This is a genomic window from Deltaproteobacteria bacterium, assembly GCA_023382265.1.
Lineage (GTDB): Bacteria > JAMCPX01 > JAMCPX01 > JAMCPX01 > JAMCPX01 > JAMCPX01.
On record JAMCPX010000056.1, the window covers coordinates 50454 to 73552 of the forward strand.

Here is a 23099-nt window from a genome sequence, read left to right on the forward strand (position 1 = left end):
GGGCATAATGAAAAAATTATTATTTATGACATCTGCTTTGATTTTAATTTTAGCCATTACTTCTTGTAATAAAGTCTTATCCTCTAATAAGGATAGACTTAAATTCTCTCACAAACTTCACATATCAAATGGTATAGATTGCCTTACCTGTCATTCTGGTATTGAAAAAGCAAAGAATGTATCAACAAGTTTTATCCCTGAGATGAGTGTATGCTTTCAGTGTCATAGTGATGCACAAAATAAATGCTCTATGTGTCATACAAATCCCGATAAAGCTCAACCTTTTAAAGTAGAAAAAAAGGATATTGTTTTTGCACATGATGAACACATACCAAGGGTAAAAAATGATTGCACTTATTGTCATACACGTATACCGTTTGAAACAGAGCCGACACCCGGAAATCTTCCAACAATGCAGGTATGCATGACATGTCATCAAAAGGACTATGATTCTCTTAAATGCTCTATGTGTCATACCGAGTTAAGTTCAATATCTATTAAGAGATTAGCAAAATTTTCGCATAATGCCGGCTTCAAGTACAATCACGGGGCTCTTGCAAGAACAGATATACAGAGTTGTGAGCAATGCCATCAACTGTCTTTCTGTGATACCTGTCATAACACACAGGACAAGATACTCCCGGCTATAAGATACCCTGAGGCACCACAGAAGGCACTCATTCACAGAGGGGATTGGCTTGCGGTACATTCCATTGAGGCACAGCAGGATCCCGCATCATGTTATAGATGTCATACTGCTGATAGTTGCAGGGCGTGTCATATAAGAAACGGGGTAGGTGCAGATACATCTTCTCCTGTAGCAGCACCACATCCTACGGGAACAGACTTTTTATTTAATACTGCCTCAAGCCAATTTCATGGAAGGCTTGCAAGACAAAATATAAATACATGCGCATCATGCCATAGCGGTGGGACTGATTCTATATGTGTACAGTGTCATAAAGTTGGTGGTGTAGGCGGGAATCCACATCCGGCTAATTTTAAATCATCTTTAAATCAAAACAAGGACGCTGTTTGTGTAATATGTCATGGACAATAATATTTTTGTTCAATAGCTGAAGTATATAATTTACTTGTTTTTTTGAATAAAAGGATTATTATTTACATAATTCATATATGCTGAATTTTGTCAAAACGTTAATTAAACATAAAGGAGAGCGTATGACGGCCGCTCCTAAAAAAGTTCAAAAGAAAAAGCTAGTAAAAAAGAAGATTTCTATTAAAAAAACTGCTCTATCAAAAAAACCTAAAAAGAGTGACAAATTGGTTTCAAAAGTTGCAAAAAGTAGTATCAGAAAAAAAATATTAAGTAGAAAAAAGAAAGAAAATATGAAGAAAACACATTTGAAAACGCATATTGAAGTAGTAAAAAAAGAATCGATTTATTATAATGAAATAAAGCAAATGCTCTTAAAGATGAAGGCTTCTATTATGGAAGCTCTTGAAAAGAAAAAGCTTTCTCCCGATGAAGAAAAGAATATGGAGATTGAGGAGCTTGATGCGATGGCGGAAGAAAGAAATAGGGAATACGAATATCTTCTCACAAGCATGGATATCAAGAAACTTCGCGAGATTGATGAAGCCTTAACAAAGATTGATAACGGTACTTATGGTTTTTGCGAGGATTGCGGGGAGCCGATTCCAATTGCAAGATTAAAGGCATTACCTTTTGCTAAATTGTGTATTGATTGCGCCTCAAATCTTGAACAGGAAGAGGCTATAAGACAATCATTGCAAAGCGAGAAAGATATATTCTCAAATACAAGCAATGAAGAAGAAGGGGAAGCAGAGTAATCTTAAGGGAATAGGGGTGGTGTAAAAAGTCCCTCTTTTTCATCAAGTCCGAGTGCAAGATTCATATTTTGAATAGCCTGTCCTGAAGCACCTTTGACTAAATTGTCTATTGCAGAAAATAAAATGACGATCGAATCCTGCTCATCAAAGCGCACTGCTATGTCTATAAAATTAGAACCTTTAATCGCATTTGTGTCTGGAAGTTCTGGCGATTTTAAGATCCTCACGAAAGGTTCATCCTTAAAGGCACTTATGAGCAAATCTTCAAGCATCGCTTGCGTTATTTTTTTGTTGCTTTCTGCTGAAGCATAAATTGTTGTAAAAATGCCTCTATTTGAGGGTACAAGATGTGGGACAAAAGTTACATTAACTCCACCACCTGTAATTACATTCAATGCCTGCAATATCTCCGGAACATGCCTATGGAATATGGGTTTGTAAGCCTTAAATCCTTCATGTACCTCTGAGAAATGCAATTCCTGGGATGGATTTCTTCCTGCTCCAGTTACACCAGATTTTGAGTCAATGATAATACGTTCTTTTTTTATAATGTTTGCTTTTAGGAAAGGTGCTAATGGTATAATCGCCCCTGTGGGATAACAGCCCGGATTGGCAATTAACTTTGCAGATTTTATTTGAGCACGATTTAATTCCGGTAGACCATAAATTGCATCTAACAATGAATCATGTTGTTTGGTTTTAAGCCTGAAAGCATCGCTGAGATCTATTATAATTGAGCCGGGATTTAAAAATTCTTTTAAGACAGATTTTGATTGCTCTGAAGGTAATGCGAGAAAAACAACATCAAATTTTTCTGTAATTATATCTTCTATCTTTTTACAGGTTAATCTATAGTAACCTTTTAGAGGCGGAACAACCTTATCGAGCGTGTATCCTGAATTCTTATCTGCTGTAACCGCCTTAACGTCAACCTTAGAATGAAAAGTCAACAGTCTTAATAGCTCTATACCGGAATAACCTGTAGCACCTAATACTGCTACACTATACATGCATTATCTCTTGGTAAACTGGAATCGCTTTCTTGCTGCCTTTCTGCCGTATTTTTTCCTTTCCTTCATTCTTGGATCCCTTGTTGTTAGTCCTTCTTTTTTAAGCCCTACACGTAGATCGCCATTAAAAGCTACAAGCGCCTTTGTAATGCCATGCGCCATTGCCTGAGCCTGTGCTGAAAAACCCCCGCCGTATATGTTTGCGACAACATCAAACTTTGCCTTAGTATCGGTTATATTTAAAGGCCTTAATATATCTTCTCTTACTGTTACTGCAGGGAAATAAGTTTCAAATGGTTTTTTGTTTACAATGATATCTCCCGAACCCGGCTTAAGCCATACCCTCGCAACTGCTGTTTTTCTTTTTCCTACACCGTGAAAAATAAGTTCACTCATTGTTTACCTCCATCGTCCTTTTTAAATATCTGTGCACTATGAGGATGTTCAGGACCAGCGTAAACCTTTAACTTGGTTAATAACTTATTCGATAGTTTATTCTTTGGAAGCATGCCTTTTACTGCATGTGTGATAACCTTTCCTGGATCCTTTTTCAGCACTTCCATAATGCTCATTGTTTTTAAACCACCGGGGTAATGTGTATGATGATGGTATTCCTTTTGTGTTAATTTGTCTCCTGTTAGTTTTATTTTTTCAGCATTTATTACAACTACAAAATCCCCCGTATCTTCATAAGGCGTATATACAGCCTTATCTTTTCCTCTAAGCATAAAAGCTATTTTTGTAGCTAACCTGCCGAGTACTGCCTCATTTGCATCTATTAGATGCCAATTCTTTTTTATGTCTGCCTTTTTTGCAATATAAGTTTTCATGCCTTTCTCCATTCTTCGTTAACCATATAATTATGATAAGCTTTCTTATATACAGTGTAAAAAATAAAAGTCAAGGAAGTGTACAGCCAAATATAATTACGTTATCTTATAGCTTAACCTTAGCAAAATATTATACTATCCTTGCAAATTATTTAAAAGGTGTATAGAACATACATTAATTGAGCTTACCTTGATGAAAAAAAGAAAACTCATAAATATCTGGTTGAATACTATCAAATATAACGCATAATAGACTATGCTAATACAGAAAAAATTATTTTTAAATACGCCGGTATCGGATTCATCACTAACTGGTGTGGCTGAGAAGATAACTAACCATACAAGGCTTGATTCTTTTGATGCAAAGTTAATCTTAAATTCATCAGATATACATCTGATTGGTGCAATGGCTGAGTATAAAAAAAAGGTGAAAAGCGGTAACCTTATCTATTTTACAGTAAACAAACACATAAACTACACAAACGTCTGCAGGGTTCATTGTCAGGTATGTGCATTTAAAAGAGGAAAACATGCATCAGATGCATACGTTTTAGACATAGATCACATTATTAACAGCCTGAAACTGTATGGCGATAATCTTGATGAGGTCCATATTGTTGGCGGTCTTAATCCCGATTTGCCTTTTGATTATTACATATCAATGATAAAAATAATAAAAACAAATTTCCCCGGAATAACTGTTAAAGCATTTACTGCGACCGAGATTAACTTTTTTGCAAGTCTTTATAAAACAACAATCCATGATGTGTTATCCAAATTACTTGATGCAGGCCTGGATACAATGCCTGGCGGAGGAGCGGAGATGTTATCCGATCATATCAGAGCCATGTTATTTAAAGGGAAAGAACAAAAAGATGTATGGCTTGAAACCCATAGAACGGCACACTCACTCGGCATAAAAACTAACGCCACAATGCTTTACGGTCATATCGAAACGGATGACGATATTATCAATCACCTTGAAGAACTGAGAAAACTTCAGGATCAGACATACGGGTTTCTTACATTCGTTCCTTTAGTTTTTCATCCGGACAATACGCCTATGTACAGAAAGGTCCGGACTCCTTCTGCTATACGCAAACTTAAGATTATAGCATTGTCACGGCTTTATCTTGACAATTTTCCACACATAAAAGCTTACTGGGTTATGCTGTCGGAAGGTATTACACAAATAGCGCTCCATTTTGGAGCCGATGATATAGATGGCACGATAGGTGAAGAAAAGGTAACACACGCAGCAGGTGCAAAAACACCTTACGGTCTTGCAAAAGATAAAATGGTCAATATAATCAAGGATGCCGGTTACGTACCTGCTCAGAGAGACGGAATATATAAAATAATAAAATTGTACGATAAATAGTGAAGCTATGAAAATCGCGCGTATGCCATATATTAATGTAGATCCTTTTTTTTATACGCTTGAATATGAAAAGGAAGAACCTCTGATAAACCTTGTTTCTGTATATCCAAGAAGGATGGGAGAACTTGCCCATAGGAAAGATGCACTTGATGCAGGGACTATCTCTGTCATGGATTTCTTAAAGCTTCAAGATACTTATGAACCTCTTGATAAGTTATGCGTTGCAGTAAAATCAAAAGCAGGCAGTGTTACCCTGTTTTCAAAAGCACCTCTGGAAAAATTGAAATTGCGTAAGATCGGCATAACAAATCAAACATCGACATCTAAGGTATTGCTCAGGATTATACTGGAAAACAGGTACGGCATATCATCCATTGAATATATTGATAATCCCGAGCCCGACAATGTCGATGCTTATCTTTTTATAGGAAATGCTGCGCTCACTTATACACATATCGGGTTAAAAGGGTTTAAATATATATATGACATTGGTGAGGAGTGGTATAAATGGACAGGCTTACCTTTTGTTTTTGCTATATGGGCAGTAAATAAAAATATGAAAAAGCCGGATAGACAGCGTCTGATTGGCATATTGAGCGCGTCTCTTGACGTTTTCGGCAAGTATGAAAAATCAATGGCAAAGAAACGTGCAGCAGAATTATCCCTCAGTCCTTCTATTATAGAAGATTACTGGCATTTGTTTATTTACAGGCAAACAGAAACTGTAGATAAAAGTCTTGAGTTGTTTATATCTTATGTAAAACGAATAAAGGAGGTATGGCATGGATAATAAAAAAACCGAGGAGGATTTTAATAAGCCGGACTCTGATCTGTACGATGAAGAAAATGGAACCGATTTTGATCAGTACGAAGACAGTTTTGGGCTTAATGAAGATGAGATATCAAGGATAAGGTTTACCGTTCAGTGTATAAAAAATCCTTTTCCAGAAGATAGTGATGATTGGCTTATTGTACAGGCTTTACAAAAGGAAAAACCGGAGGGATATGAAGAGTTAAAATATGTCCTGATGTCTTTGTTTGATTTTGATAATTTTGATATGACGCCGGATGAGTATACAAAAGAGATATTATACTTTATGATAGAAAACCGGGTCATAAAGTTAGATTAATTAAAAGCATAACACTATGCTGATAACTTTAAATCTTAATTGTGGAGGTAGATTATGAAAAGGTATTCAATAAGAATATCTATAGCTTTACTTACTATATTACTGATACCCGTGTCTGCGTTTTCCAATGGATACACTTCTCCATGGCTTGGCGGCGAGCTTTCAGGTCCCGGTGTGGCTAATGGTGCAGGTGTATACTGGAATCCGGCAGCAATCGGTGCAATAAAGGGGAACAGCATATTTTTTACTTTAGAGCCTACCTATGAATATGTTAGCTATCAAAGATATGGTGTTAATCAAAACGGGTCTCCTTATAACAGGGTTAGTTTTAATGACTGGGCACCCTTACCAACATTCGCTGCAACATTTGAGTTACCGAAAAACTTTGGATTTGGTTTGGGCATTTATGCACCGTTCGCAAGAATCGCAAACTATCCTTCAAATGGTCCTGAACGTTTTAATGGTATTTCTGAAACACTCGCTATAGTGAATATTACACCGGCCTTGACGTACAAGATAACACCCGCATTAATAATCGGTGCCGGGATTAGTTACGTATATGGTTCGCTTGATGTGCATGAAAGTACAACCCTTGATACCGTAAATCCTTCCGATGAAAATCCTTTGTACGAAGCAAAGGTTCATTTAAAAAACAATACGGGTTCTACCTACGGTTGGAATGCGGGGATATACTACCATCCAACGCATAATTTTACCGCGGGCTTATCGTATATGGCAAGAACATATTATACCTTAGAAGGTAATGCCGATATTACAATTTCACCTCAGATGGCAAGCCTAATCGGTTCTTCCCAATTTACGGCAAAATCACAATTGTCTTTCTCAATGCCTCAAATGGTAGCTCTTGGTATACATTTTGAGCCGACGCCTTCATGGATTGTTGATATAACAGAACAATGGATCAATTGGTCAATATATAAAACCATTCATATAAAACTTTATGATGCATCAAACGTTCTTGCAAACAGAGAAGAAAATATGCTGACGGGTTTTGAAGATACTCTAAGTTCAAAGATCTGGACGGGCTACAAAGGATTCAAAAAGTGGCTAATAGCAGCAGGTGCAACTTATGATCCCTCTGGTATCCCGCTTAATCACATATACGCCCTTAATCTTGAATTTAATAAAATCGAGTTATTTGCTGAGGCTAATTATGATATAACAAAATCTTCAACTATCGGAATTGGCTTTGACCATAACATTACACAGGATGCGAATGTTACCGAAAGTGTTATTCAACCGTCATCAAATGGTTTGTATAAGGCTGATATCGAGAAGATTACCTTGCTCTATAATTATAAGTTTTAATAAAAAAGCTTATATATTAAATAGTTAAAATGTATTCTAATCTTGGATAACAATTTATTTTAAAAAGTACTTGAAATTATCAATAACAGTGTATAATATAATACGTTAAAAGAAAAGGAGGGAATATGCAGATAAAAGTTGTAAATGATAACATCTCAAAATATCTTGCGCAGATAGAGAAATACCCTCTTCTTACACCAGAGGAAGAGGAAAAGTTAGCTATAAAATACTATGAACATAAGGACATAGATGCGGCACATAAGCTTGTAACTGCAAATCTTAGGTTTGTTGTTAAAATAGCACTTGAATATAGGCACTATCACACAAAGCTCATGGATTTGATACAAGAGGGTAATCTTGGCATGATGATGGCAGTTAAGAAGTTCAACCCTTATAAAGGTTTCAGACTCATTTCATATGCGGTTTGGTGGATAAGGGCTTATATACAGAATTTCATAATGAAAACATGGAGCCTTGTTAAGATCGGGACTACACAGCTTCAAAGAAAGCTTTTTTATTCTTTGAATAAGAAATCTGCTAATCAAAACAACGTTGAATTATCAATTGACGAGCTTGAGATTGAGAAAAAAGCAAAAGATTTTGAGAACAGGCTTAGGTTAAGCGATGTTTCTCTTGATACGACACTTGATGAAGAAAGCAGAGAGACACATCTTGATCAGCTAACAGACGAAACAGAAGACATAGAAGGAAATATAAGTAAGATAGAAGAAAGAAAAGTGCTGAAAAAGACGGTTAACCATGCACTTGAACTTTTACCAGACAGAGAGAAGTATATTATTAAGTACAGGGTTATGTCGGAAAATCCACTGTCACTTCAAGAAATAGGCGATAGATACAACATATCTAAGGAAAGGGTAAGACAGCTCGAACAAAAAGCGCTTACAAAGTTAAAACATTCTATAGTTCCGGCTATTGTAAATTAAAAAAATTTAAAGGCAGGGATGTCTATTCCTGCCTTTATTATCGTTTTGTTTATAAAACATATTTGCCGGCATAACGCGGTTTGTTCAGTAAGTAATGACCCTGCAATTAACTCCAAAGATGTAATAGGGATGTTTGTTCCTTTAACGCCGCCGTCCGCCTCCTGTAGAAAACCGTTCGCACTATTTGCAAAAGGGCCATATACCCTTTATTGCTTGCAATAAATATTTTTTTGTTATTATTTTAAATAATATATGAAATGGTGGAAGTATGTTTGAAAAATTTAAAGGGATAAATTCGGATAGCATTGGAACGGTAAAATACTGGAAGCAAAAAACTGGGAGAAAGGTCATAGGTGTTATGCCTGCATATTTCCCTAAGGTTGTTATCACGGCACTTGATGCTTATCCTGTTGCTTATATTGGAGAGAATATCCCTATTGTCCAGGCAGATACATATCTTCAGTCATTCTCCTGTACAACTACAAGAACGATACTTGAGCAGGCTTTAAAAGGGGATATGGACTATGTGGATGGATTTATATTCACAACCATGTGTGATAACCAGCAAAACCTTTCCGAGATTTTTAAAAAATTATTCAAGAATAAAAGGACAATAAACTTTATGATACCTTTTGCATCTTCAATCCCAGCGAGAAGCTCATTTACAAAAGCACAAATGGAAAAAACAATATCAGCTCTTGAGCAGATCACCGGCAATATTTTTTCTTTAGAGAACTTTAATAAGGCAAAGGCCATTTATGAAAGGCTGGGTGTACTGATAAACGAGTTGTATGATCTGCGGCGCAGAAGTCCTGCGATTATATCCGCGTATGATTTTTATTCTATTATAAATGCGGGTTTATTCCTGCCGGTAGATGAATACATAAAGTTGTTGGAACCTGTTATCCACGAGTTAAAGAATAAACCAGTTAACAGTGAAGACAATTATAGAGTTATCATATCTGGAATTACCGCGGAGCCGTTATCCCTTACGAAGATATTTGATGAAGTAGGGCTGGCTGTTGCCGATGATGATCTGACCAATGGATCAAGACTATATTCAAAGGGCGTACTTCAGGGAATAGATCAAGAAAGTCTTGATAGATACTTGTTCGGCGGAGAGCCTTGCTCTACATTGTATGACCCTTCAAGGGATAGAAAGGAACACCTTCTTAAAAAAGCAAAAGCACACAAAGCAACCGTTGTTTTCTGGCAAATAAAGTTCTGCGAGCCGGAGGCATTTGATAGACCGGATATAATAGATCATTTGAAGCAGCATAATGTTAAAACCCATGTCTTCGAAGTCGAATTACAGATGAACAGCTTTGAAAGTATAAAAACAAGACTTCAGGCATTTAAAGAGCTTATGGAGGTGTAGAATGACACAATTTAATGTGTCATCCACAATGAAAGAAATAATGGCGGCGTATTATCTTGAAGCAAAGAACGCTTCGTACAACAATACCCCTGTGGCATGGATTACATCGGGCGCACCTGTAGAGTTTCTTTATTCAATGGGCGTAATACCTGTATATCCTGAGAATTACGCACCAATGTGTGCAATAACAAGGGTCAGTAAAGATCTTATAGAGGTAAGTGAAGCAGCAGGATATTCAATGGATGTTTGCTCTTATGCAAGAACAAACATAGGCGTAGATATGACTCAGGGTGGACCTATCATGGGTTTACCAAAACCGGATATGCTTATTGTGGGAACGAATATATGCCATACGGTTGTAAACTGGTTTGCAATACATGCAAGAAAATATAATGTCCCGATGTATATGATTGATATGCCGTTTTTACATGACGGTATGACTCAGGATGCTAAGGATTATGTTGTAAAACAATTTTACGGGTTACAGGATTTTTTATCCAGAACATTAAAAAAGCCTTTTGATAAGGATAAGTTCAGAGAAACGCTCATTTTGGCAGGAGAAACATCCGCGTTATGGAAGAAGATCCTGGAGATCGGGAAGAAAAAGCCATCGCCCATAAACTCTTTTGACACATTTATTCATCTCGCACCTATTGTAACACTCAGGGGTACACAAAGGGCGGTTGATTATTACCGGCAGTTTTATGATGAGCTTGTTGATCGCAGCAACAAAGGCATTGGCTCAATACAGCATGAGAGGATCAGGCTGTTATGGGATAATCTACCCATATGGTATAAGATGAAATACCTTTCTGAAATGCTCGGCAATCGCGGTGCTGCACTTGTTGTATCCACATACACAAACTCATGGGCAGCCATAGAGGGCGATATAGACATAAATCTTGATGAGGCAAAGGCTTATGATGAGCTTGCAAGAGCTTATCTCTCACCTTACATAAACAGGGATTTTAACTATAGGATTGAGTACCTTGTTAACCTGATAAATGAATTTTCACTTGACGGTATTGTATTTCATTCCGACAGAAGCTGTAAACCTTATTCGATAGGACAGTACCTTATAAAAGAAGAAATTACAAAAAGAACCGGTAAGCCATGCCTTATCATTGAAGCAGATATGAATGACCCCAGAATGTTTTCCGATGCACAGGTAGAAACAAGGGTGGAGGCATTCTTGGAAGGTTTTGAAAAATGAAATATTTTGCAGGTATTGATGTAGGTTCCTTAACGGCAAAGGCCGTTTTGATTGATGAGAATAAAAGTATTCTCGGTTACTATGTTCAGCCAATAGGCTATGACAGCCTGGCTTCAGGGACTCACGTGCTTGAGCAGGTACTTAAAAAGGCAGGTCTCAAGCAGGAGAATATTACAGGTACTGTTACAACAGGCTACAGCAGAAAAAGATTCTCCGAATCGGCTATACAGAAAACGGAGATAAGCTGTCATGCAAAGGGCATATCGATTGTGTTTCCTCAAGCGAGAACGCTCATTGATGTAGGGGGACAGGACAGTAAGGTTATGAAGATTGGTAATAACGGCAAGGTCCTTGATTTTGCAATGAACGATAAATGTGCAGCAGGCACTGGCAGGTTTGTAGAGGTTATGGCCCATGCACTCGGGCTCTCACTTAATGGGATATCCGACTCAGCCCTTAATCATAGTAACGAACTTCTGCTCAGCAGTACCTGTACGGTCTTTGCAGAATCAGAGATTGTTTCCCTTTTATCACAGGGTAATATCGTACCCGATATATCATGGGCTATTATGAAGTCTATTGCAGACAGGGTTGCTGCACTTGTTGGCAGGGTCGGTACAGAAAAAGAGGTAGCAATGAGCGGAGGAATGGCTAAAAATCAGGCACTTGTTCAAAGACTTGCGGATAAGCTTGCAACAAGTATACTTGTACCAGAAGAACCCCAGATAATTGGTGCTCTTGGTGCTGCCGTCATAGCCATGGGGCAGTAAAATATTTATACATGCCTGCCACCGGTAAAATTAAGGGACTCTATCAGTATAGGGTTAGAGGGATTAACGGGTAATATTTTCAAAGACCTGTAGCCGCAAAATCGTTTCTTTACAGATGATCACATTTTAATTTGTAAACCGGTAATCGGTATGATATTTAAGTGGTTAAAATGACCAACAAACCTATTAACCCAGTTACACCTGTAGCAAAAAGTGCAGCTTTACTTATTATTAATGCCTGCTATAAAAAAAGCAGGTGTAAATGGGTTAATTTACAAAACATGCGATGGAGTAAATGAAAAAATGAAAGTATTGCTTCTGGCAACGAACAGACTCACGACCCCATACCCTGTATATCCTATAGGCTTGGATTATGTTGCAGGGGCCATAACTCCTCCGCATAAAACGCATATTATCGATCTTTGCTTTGAGGGGGATGAGCCTGATAAAATTGAAACTAGGATAAGGGAATTTGCGCCCGATATTGTAGGATTGTCCCTGAGGAACGTGGATACGTCGGATTCAATTAATACACAGCAATTCATCGATCAGTATAAGGATGTAATATCGATGGTCAGGCGGGCGACACGTGCACAGGTTGTTCTTGGGGGAAGTGCTTTCAGCATATTCCCGGAACAGTTCATGCAGACTTTGGATGCGGAATACGGGATCGTCGGGGATGGTGAACGGCTTGCACAGCTCGTCGATGCCATAGAAAAAGGAGACGACGTTTCTGCTCTGCCCGGGGTGATCGTGAACCCCGGATTTAAATCAACTGCTTTCTCAAACGGGGTAAACGGTGGGAAGATGACAGAGAATTCCTCTTTATGGGAAGGTACTGTTACAAGGGCATTTGATAAAAACCGCCCCTATCTGAATTTTTACCTGAAAAACGGAGGTATACTCAATCTCCAGACCAAGCGAGGGTGTCCATTCAGGTGCATCTACTGCACCTACCCGCTCATCGACGGCAGCTATATGCGGTGCTTTGAACCCGAATCGGTCGGCCGGACGGCGCGGGAGCTTCAGGATGCCGGGGCAAAATTTATCTATATAACAGATTCTTCATTCAATGCGGATGTTGCTCACAGCATTGCCGTGGCTGAAGCATTCGTACGCAATCGCATCAGTATTCCATGGGGAGGTTTTTTCACGCCGAGACACCTGCCTGCGGACTATTTCCGTAAGATGGCGGACTGCGGCCTGACCCATGTGGAGTTTGGTACGGATGCACTTTGCGATGCGACCCTGTCTTCTTATCATAAACCGTTCAAGCTTGAACAGGTGTTTGAGAGCCACCGTATGGCACGCGATGCAGGCCTGTTTGTTGCACACTACCTTATCGTAGGCGGTCCGGGTGAGAACGAACAGACACTTAAGGAGACGCTGGATAATGCTGAAAAACTCGAGCAAACGGTGCTGTTCTTTTTTTTCAGAATGCGGATCTACCCCGGGACTTTCCTGCACACCATTGCCTTGAACGAGGGCAACCCTGAATACAACGATGTCTTCACCCGCCAGGTATTTTATCAGACCGATCCCATGTGGAATAACATGATTGTACGCACAGTACGGGAGCGGTCACACGGGCGGCCTAACTGGATTACCGGATCCGGCGGGGAAAATATGGAGAAGGTCATCTCCCGTATGTACAGCCGCGGCCGTACAGGACCATTATGGGAAAAACTGATCCAGTAGCACCTGTGCAGGTAACAGTGTTTCCGCTTTCCATCGCAGTACTTGCAGGCATCACAGCCATCCAGATTTCGGTCGTTCTTTTTTTTGTATCGCCTTCCATGTTTGTTGTGCCCCTGTCAGTGTTCATCATCCTTTGTTTAGTCGCACCGTTTTTCCCGGGATTATGGTTCTTTATGCCAGTTATTACCCATGGGGCTAAACAGAAAATTGCCGTGGCACTCACCTTTGATGACGGACCGTCTCCGGAAACCACACCGCTCCTGCTAAACCTGCTGGATAAATACGGTCTCCATGCCACGCACTTCGTGATAGGTGCAAAAGCTGCGTCTTATCCGGATCTCATAGAGGGGATACTTTCCAAGGGGCATGATCTCGGAAATCACTCAATGAACCATGACGTTTTTCTGATGCTGAAATCCTCAAAAGTCCTCGGAGAAGAGATTATACAATGTCAGCGTGTGCTGGCAGCATACGGTGTCCGTCCGCTCATGTTCAGACCGCCGGCCGGTATCGTGAACCCGAGGTTGTGGCCAGTGCTTCTGAGACAAGGTTTATACTGCATTACATTCTCCCGCCGCGGCCGGGACTTTGGGAACCGGAGGATGCAGGGGATTGCCCGCAGAATCCTCAGACATGTAAAGGCAGGGGATGTTGTTATGCTGCATGATTGCACACCCAAAACAAAAGAACAGATCGATCACTGGCTCAGGGAAACCGAGGATTTAATAAAAGGAATACTGTCAAAGGGGTTTAAAATTATCCCGCTTTCAGATTTGATCGGGCGGCCAGTTATGGTCCCTGCCGGAGAAGGCAACAGTTCCAATCCCACAGCCGCATTTTACGACGGTATAGCAGGATCGTATGATGATGAACAGCAGGGTACATTGGTTGCGATCTCAAGGAAACCGGAACATGACGCGGTAATAAAGAGACTACCGGGTTTTGTCCGGCCATCGGACAGTGTTCTTGAGATCGGCCCGGGCACAGGCATGTACACGCTTGAGCTGGCACGCATGGCAAAAGAGGTCATGGCAGTTGACGTGTCCGTCAGGATGCTGAAAATCCTTGAACATAAGGCAGTACACAAGCATTTGACGAATATAAAATATGTAAGGGGCGATATCCAGGAAATCTCTCTGGACAGAAGGTTTAATCATATCTGTGCGTTTTCATCTTTGGAGTATGTCCCGGACATTGCAGCCCTGATTAAACTATTATCAGATCATCTTGAACAAGAAGGCACATTATATTTTACTACAGCACACCGGACTTTTTTTCGTTTCTGGACACAGGTTGGCAATGCAATGCGGCAGGGGGTATGGCTTCACGCAAGGAGCATACCCGGGATCAGGAGGGCCCTTCTGCAAGCCGGGCTTACACCAGTAGTCATACAAACCCATGGATTGAATCTGGGATTCAGCAATAGAGTATTCCTTGGGGGGGTCCTCCTTGAGGTCATGGCAAAAAAGACATAGCATTAAGAAAAAAGGAAGTAGTAGTGTGTAAATTTCATCTTATGTTAAATTAATCTATATCAGTAATTATCTATATATTGGTATTACTACTTTTTTCTTATGCTTCATGTTATATATGTTTCTCTAATACACCTTTGTTGCTTCTATAGTATCAAGCGGCATGCCGTAAGCTTACCTTTCCGTTTTGACAGTTACCTATCTCGCTTGCTGCATTATACCCCGCACACCCCTGGTTGTAACCAGGCACAATGGTGCTGCAGCCAGGATAGGCTGTAGAAGACTGGTACAAGGATGGATCTGTTGAAATAGTCCCGGAGCTGCTGCAATAGGAACCATCAGAAGTATAAAAGAATAATTGTGCATTTGTATTTGCACCACTATAAAACCAACCCCAAGGCTGCATACTGGATCGTGTGAGTGCGGAACACGCTGTTAAAATATGTCATAAACCCTCCGTAAAGCTTTATATCTTCTAATTCCCGGTTGACCGGAAACTAAATTCTAATCTGCGTTCAGAGGTGGATAAGGTCGCATTCAGTCTTGATTATATGTAAAGCATAAGAGACTGGAATTGTAAAATTGATTTTTGTGATTGAATATTTATAAGTTAAATATTAATGAGGCTGTGCAAAAAAGATAATCTAAAGCCGGCAGGCATCACAATAGTTCATGCTCTTTTAGTGCATTAAGCATTGCTTCACGCATAACGTCAATAGGTGGTGTAATGCCTGTCCAGATCCTGAAGCTTTCCATCCCCTGATATAAGAGCATACCAGTGCCATTGTGCGTTTTTAATCCATATTGTTTTGCTGATTTTAAAAAGGGTGTTTCTATCGGGTTATAAACAATGTCGGATACTATTACATCCTTTTTTAATCTTGAGAAGTCTATATTGATACTGCCGCTTTCTTTCATTCCAACCGATGTAGTATTAACAATAAGGTCATACCGGTTATTCGATACCTCATTTATACGATCAAGCGGGAGCACCCGTATATCGGAGGCTTTAAAGTATGTTCCGAGATGTTTTGAAAGTGATTCTGCACGGGCTATGCTTCTGTTAACTATGAGCAAAAAATTTATCCCTGACTCAAGTAATGCGAATGCCACTGCTTTTGATGCCCCTCCGGCTCCTATAATAATTGCACGCTTGCCCGATGGATTAAAATCAAGTTCCTGTTTTAGTGAATGTATGTACCCGAGCCAATCCGTGTTATAGCCTTTTAGCTTTCCATCTTCCCTGTTCACCGTATTTACGGCACCTATTTGATGGGCTTTAACATCCATATCATCAAGGTACGGAATGATTGCTTCTTTATACGGGATGGTTACATTAAAACCTTTTAAGCCTTCGTGCTTGAATTGTTGAACGGCAAAGGATAGATCCTGCGGCATTATATCAAAGCTCATATACACATAGTCCATACCGAGTTTGAAAATGGCAGACATCTGCATGGGAACGGATACGCTATGGCCGAGTGGATGACCAACTATACCCAGTATCTCCGTCATACACGAACCTTTATTTTGGATGTACCGATCTCAGATGAAAATATGTTTTTTGCAGTTTTTATATCGTTTAGGATCTTTTGTTTTAGCTCTTCCGCACTCGAGAACCGTTCTTCATCCCTTATCTTATGAATAAATTCTACTTTTACATATTCACCAACAATGTTTTTATTGAAATCGAGTATGTGTACTTCAATTTTTAATTCATGTCCCCCGAAAGTTGGATTCAAACCTATGTTTGCTACGGCATTGTAGCTTTGATTATTTACTATTGCCTTTACAACGTAGACGCCGTTTTGTGGAATAAGCTCCCATCCGGTTTCTATGTTAGCCGTCGGACATCCGAGAATATTTGTGCCGCGGTGCGTGCCTGTTACGACCCTACCTTTTATATAAGGCTTATAACCAAGAAACCGCGCGGCATCTTCAATCTGTCCATATTTCAAGTATTCCCTGATCTTTGAACTTGATACAACCCTTCCGTCTACAATATAGGGGTAAACAATATTTACATTAAAACCAAATTCACTGGCGAATGTTTTTAAAAGTGATACATCCCCGCTTGCCATCCTGCCGAATGTAAAATTATTACCCACGATGATTGTAGAGGGATTGATAAGTTCTTTTAGTATCCTTCTTGCATACTCATGAGGTGAGAGTGTTGCAAAGGAACTTGTGAAATCTGTGACAACAATAGTCTCTATGCCTATCTCTTTTATCATGTCATACTTTTCCTCGTAAGGCAGAAGGAGATAGTATTTTTCATCGTGGTTAAAAAATTTATAGGGATGAGGTTCAAATGTCATAACAACAGGAACTGCGCCAAGTAGCCTTGCCTTAGAAATTGCTTCTTTGAGTATATATCTGTGGCCAACATGCACACCGTCGAAATTACCTATTGTCAGTACACACCCGTCGAGTGTACTGTTTTTATTTATATTGTTAAGAACGTTCATAGCCTATCCTGAATAATGGTATCAAAGAAATCGGTTCCTTTTATGTCTCCGTGTATTGAAAAACTCTTTAATATTGTTTTTCCTATATCGGTAAAACTTGATCTTATCCCGAGAGATTTACCTTTTATTCCATTCATGTAAACAAGAATCGGTATATACTCTCTCGAATGATCTGTTCCCTGAGTTGTCGGATCGCACCCGTGATCAGCGGTTATTATCATCATCGATTGCTCATCCATTATATTTATAAGATCCTTTAATCGCGTATCAAACTCCTCAAGTGCATTCTTAAAACCCCGTACATCATTCCTATGACCGTATAGAGTATCAAAATCAACAAGGTTTGTAAAAACAATACCATGTTCGATTGTTCTGTAAGCCTCGATAGTTTTGTTTATTCCATCATTATTATCGGTCGAATGGATGGAATCTGTTAAGCCTTTACCTGCAAATATGTCTCCTATCTTACCTATACCGATAACATCAAGCCCGTGATTCTTTAATATATCAAGAACGGTGTCCGAACCTGGTGGTATTGAAAAATCTTTTCTGCGTGATGTTCTTTTAAAATGACCCCGAGTGCCTACAAATGGCCTTGCTATGACCCTACCGACATTGTAAGAGTTTAGCATCTTTCTCGCGATATTACAATAATCGTATAACTCGTTGACAGGGATCACATTCTCATGTGCCGCTATCTGGAACACGCTGTCAGCGGATGTATAAACAATAGGCATACCCGTTTTTATATGCTGCTCTCCGAGTTCTTCAAGTATTACCGTTCCAGATGCGGGTTTGTTACCTATAACCCTTTTACCGATGGCCGCTTCAAACCGTTTTATGATTTCATCGGGGAAACCGTGTGTAAATACCCTGAACGGTTCTGTGGTTATGAGACCCATTATTTCCCAGTGCCCTGTTGTTGTATCCTTACCTTTTGATTGTTCCATTGCCTTGCCGAAAAAACCTTCCGGATATGGTTCCGGAAACCGGAAGGGGAAATCAACAATATTTGCAAGCCCGAGTTTATACATGTTAGGCAAACTCAGACCATTTACTGCCTTTGCTATGTTTACAAGTGTATTGCTGCCTGCATCTCCATAGTCGCATGCATCCGGCATTTCACCTATGCCGGCACCGTCAAGCACAATAACAATTATTTTCTTTATAAACTTTAACATTCTTGCTTCATCAACAAAATTATGCTGTAGTATATACAATAAATAAAAAATTTGGTATAGATAAGTCAATAAGAAGGAGGGTATTATGAAATATGTATCTTTGATCATAGGATTGTTTTTTATGGTTATTGCAAGCTGTACAGCAACGAAAACTTCAAACACAGCAGCAGGTTATTACGTACAGGTCGTTGCTGCACAGTACTCGATTCCTGCGGATGGGACTTCAACCACCGTTATTACGGCAACAGTGAAATCTTATACAGGCTTGAGTGTTACCGATGGTACTGTTGTACATTTTCAAACAACCAAGGGCGATTTCGTTACACCAACCGTTTTAGGGCAAACAGCAGATGTCCCTACAAATGGCGGTACAGCCTCAATAAATCTGCAAAGTACTACAACAGCAAACCAGGCAATGGTAACAGCAAATGTAGGAGGTATTAGCAATTATACGTCGATTCAATTTACAGGAACAAGCAGCAGTAATAGTAGTAGCAACGGCAGCAGCAGCGGTAATAGTAATAGCAGCGGTAGTGGTAATTCTGGAACAGGGACAACGCCTACTACTTTTGTGGCGTCTAATCTTACTGCAACCGTAACAGAACTCAGGGTTACACCGTTTAAACCAAATCTGACGACACTAATACTCACAGCGAGTGATGCGGCAGGTAATGCTGTCCCTAACAACACTGCGGTAACATACACAATAAACAATAATCCGGGGGGATGCGCGTTTATTTCTTCATCCGGTGCAAATCTTGGAACTGCATTTACCACACAAACGGTTAGCAGCACCGCTTCCGCACTTTTTAGCAGCGGTACACATTCTGGTGTTGCACTCGTTACAGCAGCTTATTCAATAAGTGGACAGACATTTACCAATTCCGCATGGATTGTTGTAGATGGAGGCCCTGTTGCAGGTGGAGTCCATTTTGGTATGGCAGTAGTGCATGCCAATATGCGGGGGTTAACCTGTTATGGAGAACCGGATCAGGTGAGTGTTTATCTAACGGATAGATACTCAAACCCTGTACCGGATGGTACTCCAGTGTATTTTTCTTCCCGCGGCGGGCTGATAGCTCCAATTGCATATACTGTAAACGGACAAGCAAGTACGACACTTTATTCAAGTATCCTTCCACAGATAATGCTAATTCCATGGCCATCAGATGTCCCTCTGTATGATAATGCATTTGATACAACGGAAACTACCCAACCATTTACTGCTGTGGCAACTACTCCGGTAAACGGATGGAATGAGGTTGTTGCGTATACTTATGGGGAGGAATGGTTTAATGATGAAAATCAGAATGGTGTCCATGATCCAGGAGAACCGGTCATACATCAGGGCGATCCATGGATTGACGCAAACCAGGATTTTACTTATGATACCTATGCAACGTGGTATCATTCAAATGATGGTACTGTATGCAGTACTTATGCTGCCGGGTGTTTTACAGATACAATAACATTAACAGGCCCTCTTGAACCTTATATTAATGATAAGACAGGACTTGAATGGTACTGGCCAAGCACGACCGGTGCACTATATTCCCCACCGGCAGCTGATCCAACCAATTCTGAGTGGTCATCTCAAACCGCTGTATGGAACCATATCATCGTTGTGTATTCCGGTGAACCTGCAATATCATTTACACCGACTGCTGCTACATTAAATACCACAACAGCAACAGTATCTGCATTTACTGTATATTTTGGTGATATGAATGGCAATGCATTATCTGCAGGGAGTACTATTGCGGCAGCGCTGCAGGGACTCAGTGGAGTAAATGTTTCTCCTCAGAACTACGATGCCCATACCAGAACCATAGGTACTTTTGTGTTATCAACTACGGCTCAAAGCACACCAGGCTCCGGATTTTTAGTCCTCACCCTCACAACGCCCAATTTTGGATGTAATGGCGGCAAGGAAGTTGTCTCTATACCGGTTATTGTTCAATAGCTTGGTATCACAATTGAATCCGAAAAAGGCGGGTAAAACCCGCCTTTTTTTATTTGAAGTCGAATATGTAGATTGACTTTTCATATAATAGTAATATCTATTTCTATCCATAGTCATAGTATATGGACAATAAGAAAATATGGATATTGTAACCAACAATCTATCGGATTTATTTGATAAGCTCCGCGGTAGCTTATCTTATCTGCTTGCTACTGACCCTTACAGCTCCATTATAAAACTATTGGCAGGCATTATCTTATTTTATTTAGCATATTTGATAATAAAAAGGCTTTTCTCTCATGGCAGCTCGAATAAGACAAATTTTGCAAGCTCTGCAAGAAATGCGTTACGGCATGGCGATTATGCAGCCGCTGCTGATTATTATATGTACGACGGCAAACTTCAAAAGGCTTATGAATTGTATTTGAAAGCTGGTGCAAAGAAAAAAGCCGCAGATGCAGCACTTCAAATGAAAAAGATCGATAGTGCAATAAATTTAATGCTTGAAGCAGGGGATCCTTCCGGTGCGGCAAAGATAGCAAAAGGTAATAATAATTTTGTCAAAGCTGCTCAGATATATGAATCAATAGATAGTACAACGGAAGCTGCAAGTGCTTATGAGCAGGCAAAGGATTATACAAAAGCAGCGCAGATGTATGAGAGAGCAGAGATGTTCCAAAATGCGGGAGAGCTGTATTTAAAAATAAACAACATTAGCAGAGCAGCGCAATGCTATCTGAAAGCATTCAACAGCGATTATGCAAAGGATAAGATGGAGATTGATCCCGAATATGCGTCAAGAATGGTAGAACTTGCCGATAAAACTGGTGATCTCTTGAGTAAAATCAATATGCACGAGAAGGCTGCAAAAATTTATGCAGTAATGAGGCTTTATGATCTTGCCGCACAGGCTTATAAAAAAGCAAACAAGCCTGTTGATGCAGCTGAGGTCCTTTTAAAAATGAATAAACCGATTGAGGCTGCCGAATTATTGGAGAGCGCGGGTGATCATGTAAAGGCAAATACCATAAAGGCAGAATATTACAGGGGAGAAAATCAGCCGGAAAAGGCTGCGCAGCATTATGAAGCGATAGGCGAATACGTAAATGCAGCAGAGCTTTACGCTATTGCGGGGAATTATAAAAAGTCGGGAGAGATGTATGGAAGCTCGAAAGAGTATGAACTTGCGGCAGAGATGTACGAGAATGCAATGGAGCTTCAAGCATCTGCAGCATTTTATGAAAAAGCGGGTAATCTGATAAAAGCAAAACAGCTCTATGAGTATATTGGAGACAGGAAAAGTCTTATCATCACACTGAGCAAGGAGGGGAAATTCATAGAAGCGGCGGAGCAATACATCCAGCTCGGGCTGGTTGATGCTGCTATACAGGTTCTTCAAAAAGTGACCCCCGACAGAGAATCAGACTACATTCGTGCTTGTGTAATGCTCGGGGATCTCTTTATAAATAAAAGCATGTATACACAGGCACTTGAAAAGTATAAGAAAATTATTGGTAAGAAACCGCTTGATAAAATAACCATTGATGCATATTACGGTGTTGCCGTAGCGCTTGAAAATACGGGTGAGAGTCAAAAGGCTCTTATGATCTATGAAAAGATTATAGCGGAAGATATCAATTATAAGGATACACAAAAACGTATAGATAAAATCAGAAAACAATCCGCAGCTCCTTTTCAAAAAGTGGCATCGGAAATAAAGAGGTATGAGATAATCAAAGAGATCGGCAGGGGTAATATGGGTAAGGTATACGAAGCTTATGACAATGTACTCGAGCGTAAAGTGGCTTACAAAGTCCCTTCAATTGATCTCGAGCACAATGCGGAACTTTTAAATGATTTTTTAAGGGAAGCAAAGTCCGCTGCTGCATTAAATCATCAAAACATAGTAATCGTGTATGACGCCGGTAACCAGGGCAATGAGTATTATATAGCAATGGAGCTGGTGCAGGGTAAGATGTTGAAGGATATGCTGGCTGCAAGGGGCAGCTTACCTCTTAAACGGATATTAAATATTTCTCAACAGCTTGCCAGAGCGCTTGTATACGCACACAATAAAAATGTTATACATAGGGATGTAAAGCCCGGGAATGTTATGATAACAGAAGATAGTACAGTAAAATTGATGGATTTCGGGCTTGCAAAGATCATCCATGATGCAACGCAGCATACAACAAAGATAATCGGAACCCCCTATTATATGTCTCCTGAACAGATCAAAGGTGATAAAATTGATTTTAGAACAGACATATATTCATTTGGGGTGGTTTTATTTGAAATGATCACCGGTACTCCGCCTTTTACAAAAGGAGATATATACTATCATCATTTACACACGGCTCCTCCTTCGCCGAAAGATATCGTGAATGATATACCTCAATCATTAAACGATATTACTGTAAAATGCCTGCAAAAGGAACCAACCATGCGGTTCAATAAGACATCGGATCTCCTCGTCTCAATAACAGCCGTTGTCTGATGCAAGGTTATTAACCCGCG

At 39.8% G+C, this 23099-nt stretch carries 20 protein-coding genes; 14 read left to right on the plus strand and 6 right to left on the minus strand.

What is annotated here, in order from left to right; translation table 11 throughout:
- Positions 1–7: 7 nt before the first annotated feature.
- Both M1381_10245 and M1381_10250 read left to right on the plus strand, forming a co-directional pair.
- The gene (locus M1381_10245) at positions 8–1060 is read left to right on the plus strand and encodes a hypothetical protein (protein MCL4479461.1); all 1053 of its coding nucleotides are present in this window, start codon (positions 8–10) and stop codon (positions 1058–1060) included.
- 77 nt (positions 1061–1137) lie between these two features.
- Complete coding sequence (locus tag M1381_10250; protein MCL4479462.1) at positions 1138–1815, plus strand: TraR/DksA family transcriptional regulator; 678 nt, start codon at positions 1138–1140, stop codon at positions 1813–1815.
- A gap of 2 nt (positions 1816–1817) precedes the next feature.
- Here the strand turns inward: M1381_10250 and argC are convergent, their stop codons facing one another.
- From argC to rplM, 3 genes are read right to left on the minus strand one after another with little or no spacing between them, the layout of a single operon-like run.
- Positions 1818–2825, minus strand: a complete 1008-nt coding sequence (argC, locus tag M1381_10255; protein MCL4479463.1) for an N-acetyl-gamma-glutamyl-phosphate reductase — start codon at positions 2823–2825, stop codon at positions 1818–1820.
- Positions 2826–2828: 3 nt separating this feature from the next.
- Complete coding sequence (rpsI, locus tag M1381_10260) at positions 2829–3221, minus strand: 30S ribosomal protein S9 (protein ID MCL4479464.1); 393 nt, start codon at positions 3219–3221, stop codon at positions 2829–2831.
- Positions 3218–3655 carry a 50S ribosomal protein L13 gene (rplM, locus tag M1381_10265; protein ID MCL4479465.1) on the minus strand — a complete coding sequence of 146 codons (438 nt, stop codon included), beginning with the start codon at positions 3653–3655 and terminating at the stop codon, positions 3218–3220. Before rplM ends, rpsI begins: the two co-directional genes overlap by 4 nt.
- A gap of 256 nt (positions 3656–3911) precedes the next feature.
- Between rplM and M1381_10270 the strand changes: the two genes are divergently transcribed.
- The 10 genes from M1381_10270 to M1381_10315 all read left to right on the plus strand — a co-directional run bounded on the left by M1381_10270 (position 3912) and on the right by M1381_10315 (position 14973).
- Positions 3912–5036: a CofH family radical SAM protein gene (locus tag M1381_10270; protein ID MCL4479466.1), complete on the plus strand. Its 1125-nt coding sequence runs from the start codon at positions 3912–3914 to the stop codon at positions 5034–5036.
- Positions 5037–5058: 22 nt separating this feature from the next.
- Positions 5059–5826 (plus strand): menaquinone biosynthesis protein, encoded by a 768-nt coding sequence (locus M1381_10275; protein MCL4479467.1) that lies wholly within the window; start codon positions 5059–5061, stop codon positions 5824–5826.
- Positions 5819–6166, plus strand: coding sequence for a hypothetical protein (locus tag M1381_10280; GenBank protein ID MCL4479468.1), 348 nt, complete (start codon positions 5819–5821; stop codon positions 6164–6166). Before M1381_10275 ends, M1381_10280 begins: the two co-directional genes overlap by 8 nt.
- A gap of 54 nt (positions 6167–6220) precedes the next feature.
- A complete protein-coding gene (locus M1381_10285; protein ID MCL4479469.1) occupies positions 6221–7495 on the plus strand; it encodes an outer membrane protein transport protein in 1275 nt (424 codons plus the stop codon).
- A 125-nt stretch (positions 7496–7620) separates the two neighbouring features.
- Positions 7621–8439, plus strand: coding sequence for an RNA polymerase factor sigma-32 (locus M1381_10290; GenBank protein MCL4479470.1), 819 nt, complete (start codon positions 7621–7623; stop codon positions 8437–8439).
- A 268-nt stretch (positions 8440–8707) separates the two neighbouring features.
- Positions 8708–9817 carry a 2-hydroxyacyl-CoA dehydratase family protein gene (locus tag M1381_10295; GenBank protein MCL4479471.1) on the plus strand — a complete coding sequence of 370 codons (1110 nt, stop codon included), beginning with the start codon at positions 8708–8710 and terminating at the stop codon, positions 9815–9817.
- Between the two features lies 1 nt (position 9818).
- Positions 9819–11030 (plus strand): 2-hydroxyacyl-CoA dehydratase family protein, encoded by a 1212-nt coding sequence (locus tag M1381_10300; GenBank protein ID MCL4479472.1) that lies wholly within the window; start codon positions 9819–9821, stop codon positions 11028–11030.
- Positions 11027–11800 (plus strand): acyl-CoA dehydratase activase, encoded by a 774-nt coding sequence (locus M1381_10305; protein ID MCL4479473.1) that lies wholly within the window; start codon positions 11027–11029, stop codon positions 11798–11800. The genes M1381_10300 and M1381_10305 overlap by 4 nt, the downstream gene beginning before the upstream one ends.
- Positions 11801–12034: 234 nt before the next feature.
- Positions 12035–13498 carry a cobalamin-dependent protein gene (locus tag M1381_10310; protein ID MCL4479474.1) on the plus strand — a complete coding sequence of 488 codons (1464 nt, stop codon included), beginning with the start codon at positions 12035–12037 and terminating at the stop codon, positions 13496–13498.
- Positions 13477–14973 (plus strand): polysaccharide deacetylase family protein, encoded by a 1497-nt coding sequence (locus M1381_10315; GenBank protein MCL4479475.1) that lies wholly within the window; start codon positions 13477–13479, stop codon positions 14971–14973. The genes M1381_10310 and M1381_10315 overlap by 22 nt, the downstream gene beginning before the upstream one ends.
- A 657-nt stretch (positions 14974–15630) precedes the next feature.
- Here M1381_10315 and aroE read toward each other — a convergent pair.
- From aroE to M1381_10330, 3 genes are read right to left on the minus strand one after another with little or no spacing between them, the layout of a single operon-like run.
- A complete protein-coding gene (gene aroE / locus M1381_10320; GenBank protein ID MCL4479476.1) occupies positions 15631–16485 on the minus strand; it encodes a shikimate dehydrogenase in 855 nt (284 codons plus the stop codon).
- Positions 16482–17438: a bifunctional riboflavin kinase/FAD synthetase gene (locus tag M1381_10325; GenBank protein MCL4479477.1), complete on the minus strand. Its 957-nt coding sequence runs from the start codon at positions 17436–17438 to the stop codon at positions 16482–16484. The genes aroE and M1381_10325 overlap by 4 nt, the downstream gene beginning before the upstream one ends.
- Positions 17435–18619 carry a phosphopentomutase gene (locus tag M1381_10330; GenBank protein MCL4479478.1) on the minus strand — a complete coding sequence of 395 codons (1185 nt, stop codon included), beginning with the start codon at positions 18617–18619 and terminating at the stop codon, positions 17435–17437. The genes M1381_10325 and M1381_10330 overlap by 4 nt, the downstream gene beginning before the upstream one ends.
- Positions 18620–18704: 85 nt before the next feature.
- Between M1381_10330 and M1381_10335 the strand changes: the two genes are divergently transcribed.
- Both M1381_10335 and M1381_10340 read left to right on the plus strand, forming a co-directional pair.
- The gene (locus tag M1381_10335; GenBank protein ID MCL4479479.1) at positions 18705–20582 is read left to right on the plus strand and encodes an Ig-like domain-containing protein; all 1878 of its coding nucleotides are present in this window, start codon (positions 18705–18707) and stop codon (positions 20580–20582) included.
- Between the two features lie 139 nt (positions 20583–20721).
- Complete coding sequence (locus tag M1381_10340; protein ID MCL4479480.1) at positions 20722–23079, plus strand: protein kinase; 2358 nt, start codon at positions 20722–20724, stop codon at positions 23077–23079.
- The last annotated feature ends 20 nt before the right edge of the window (positions 23080–23099 follow it).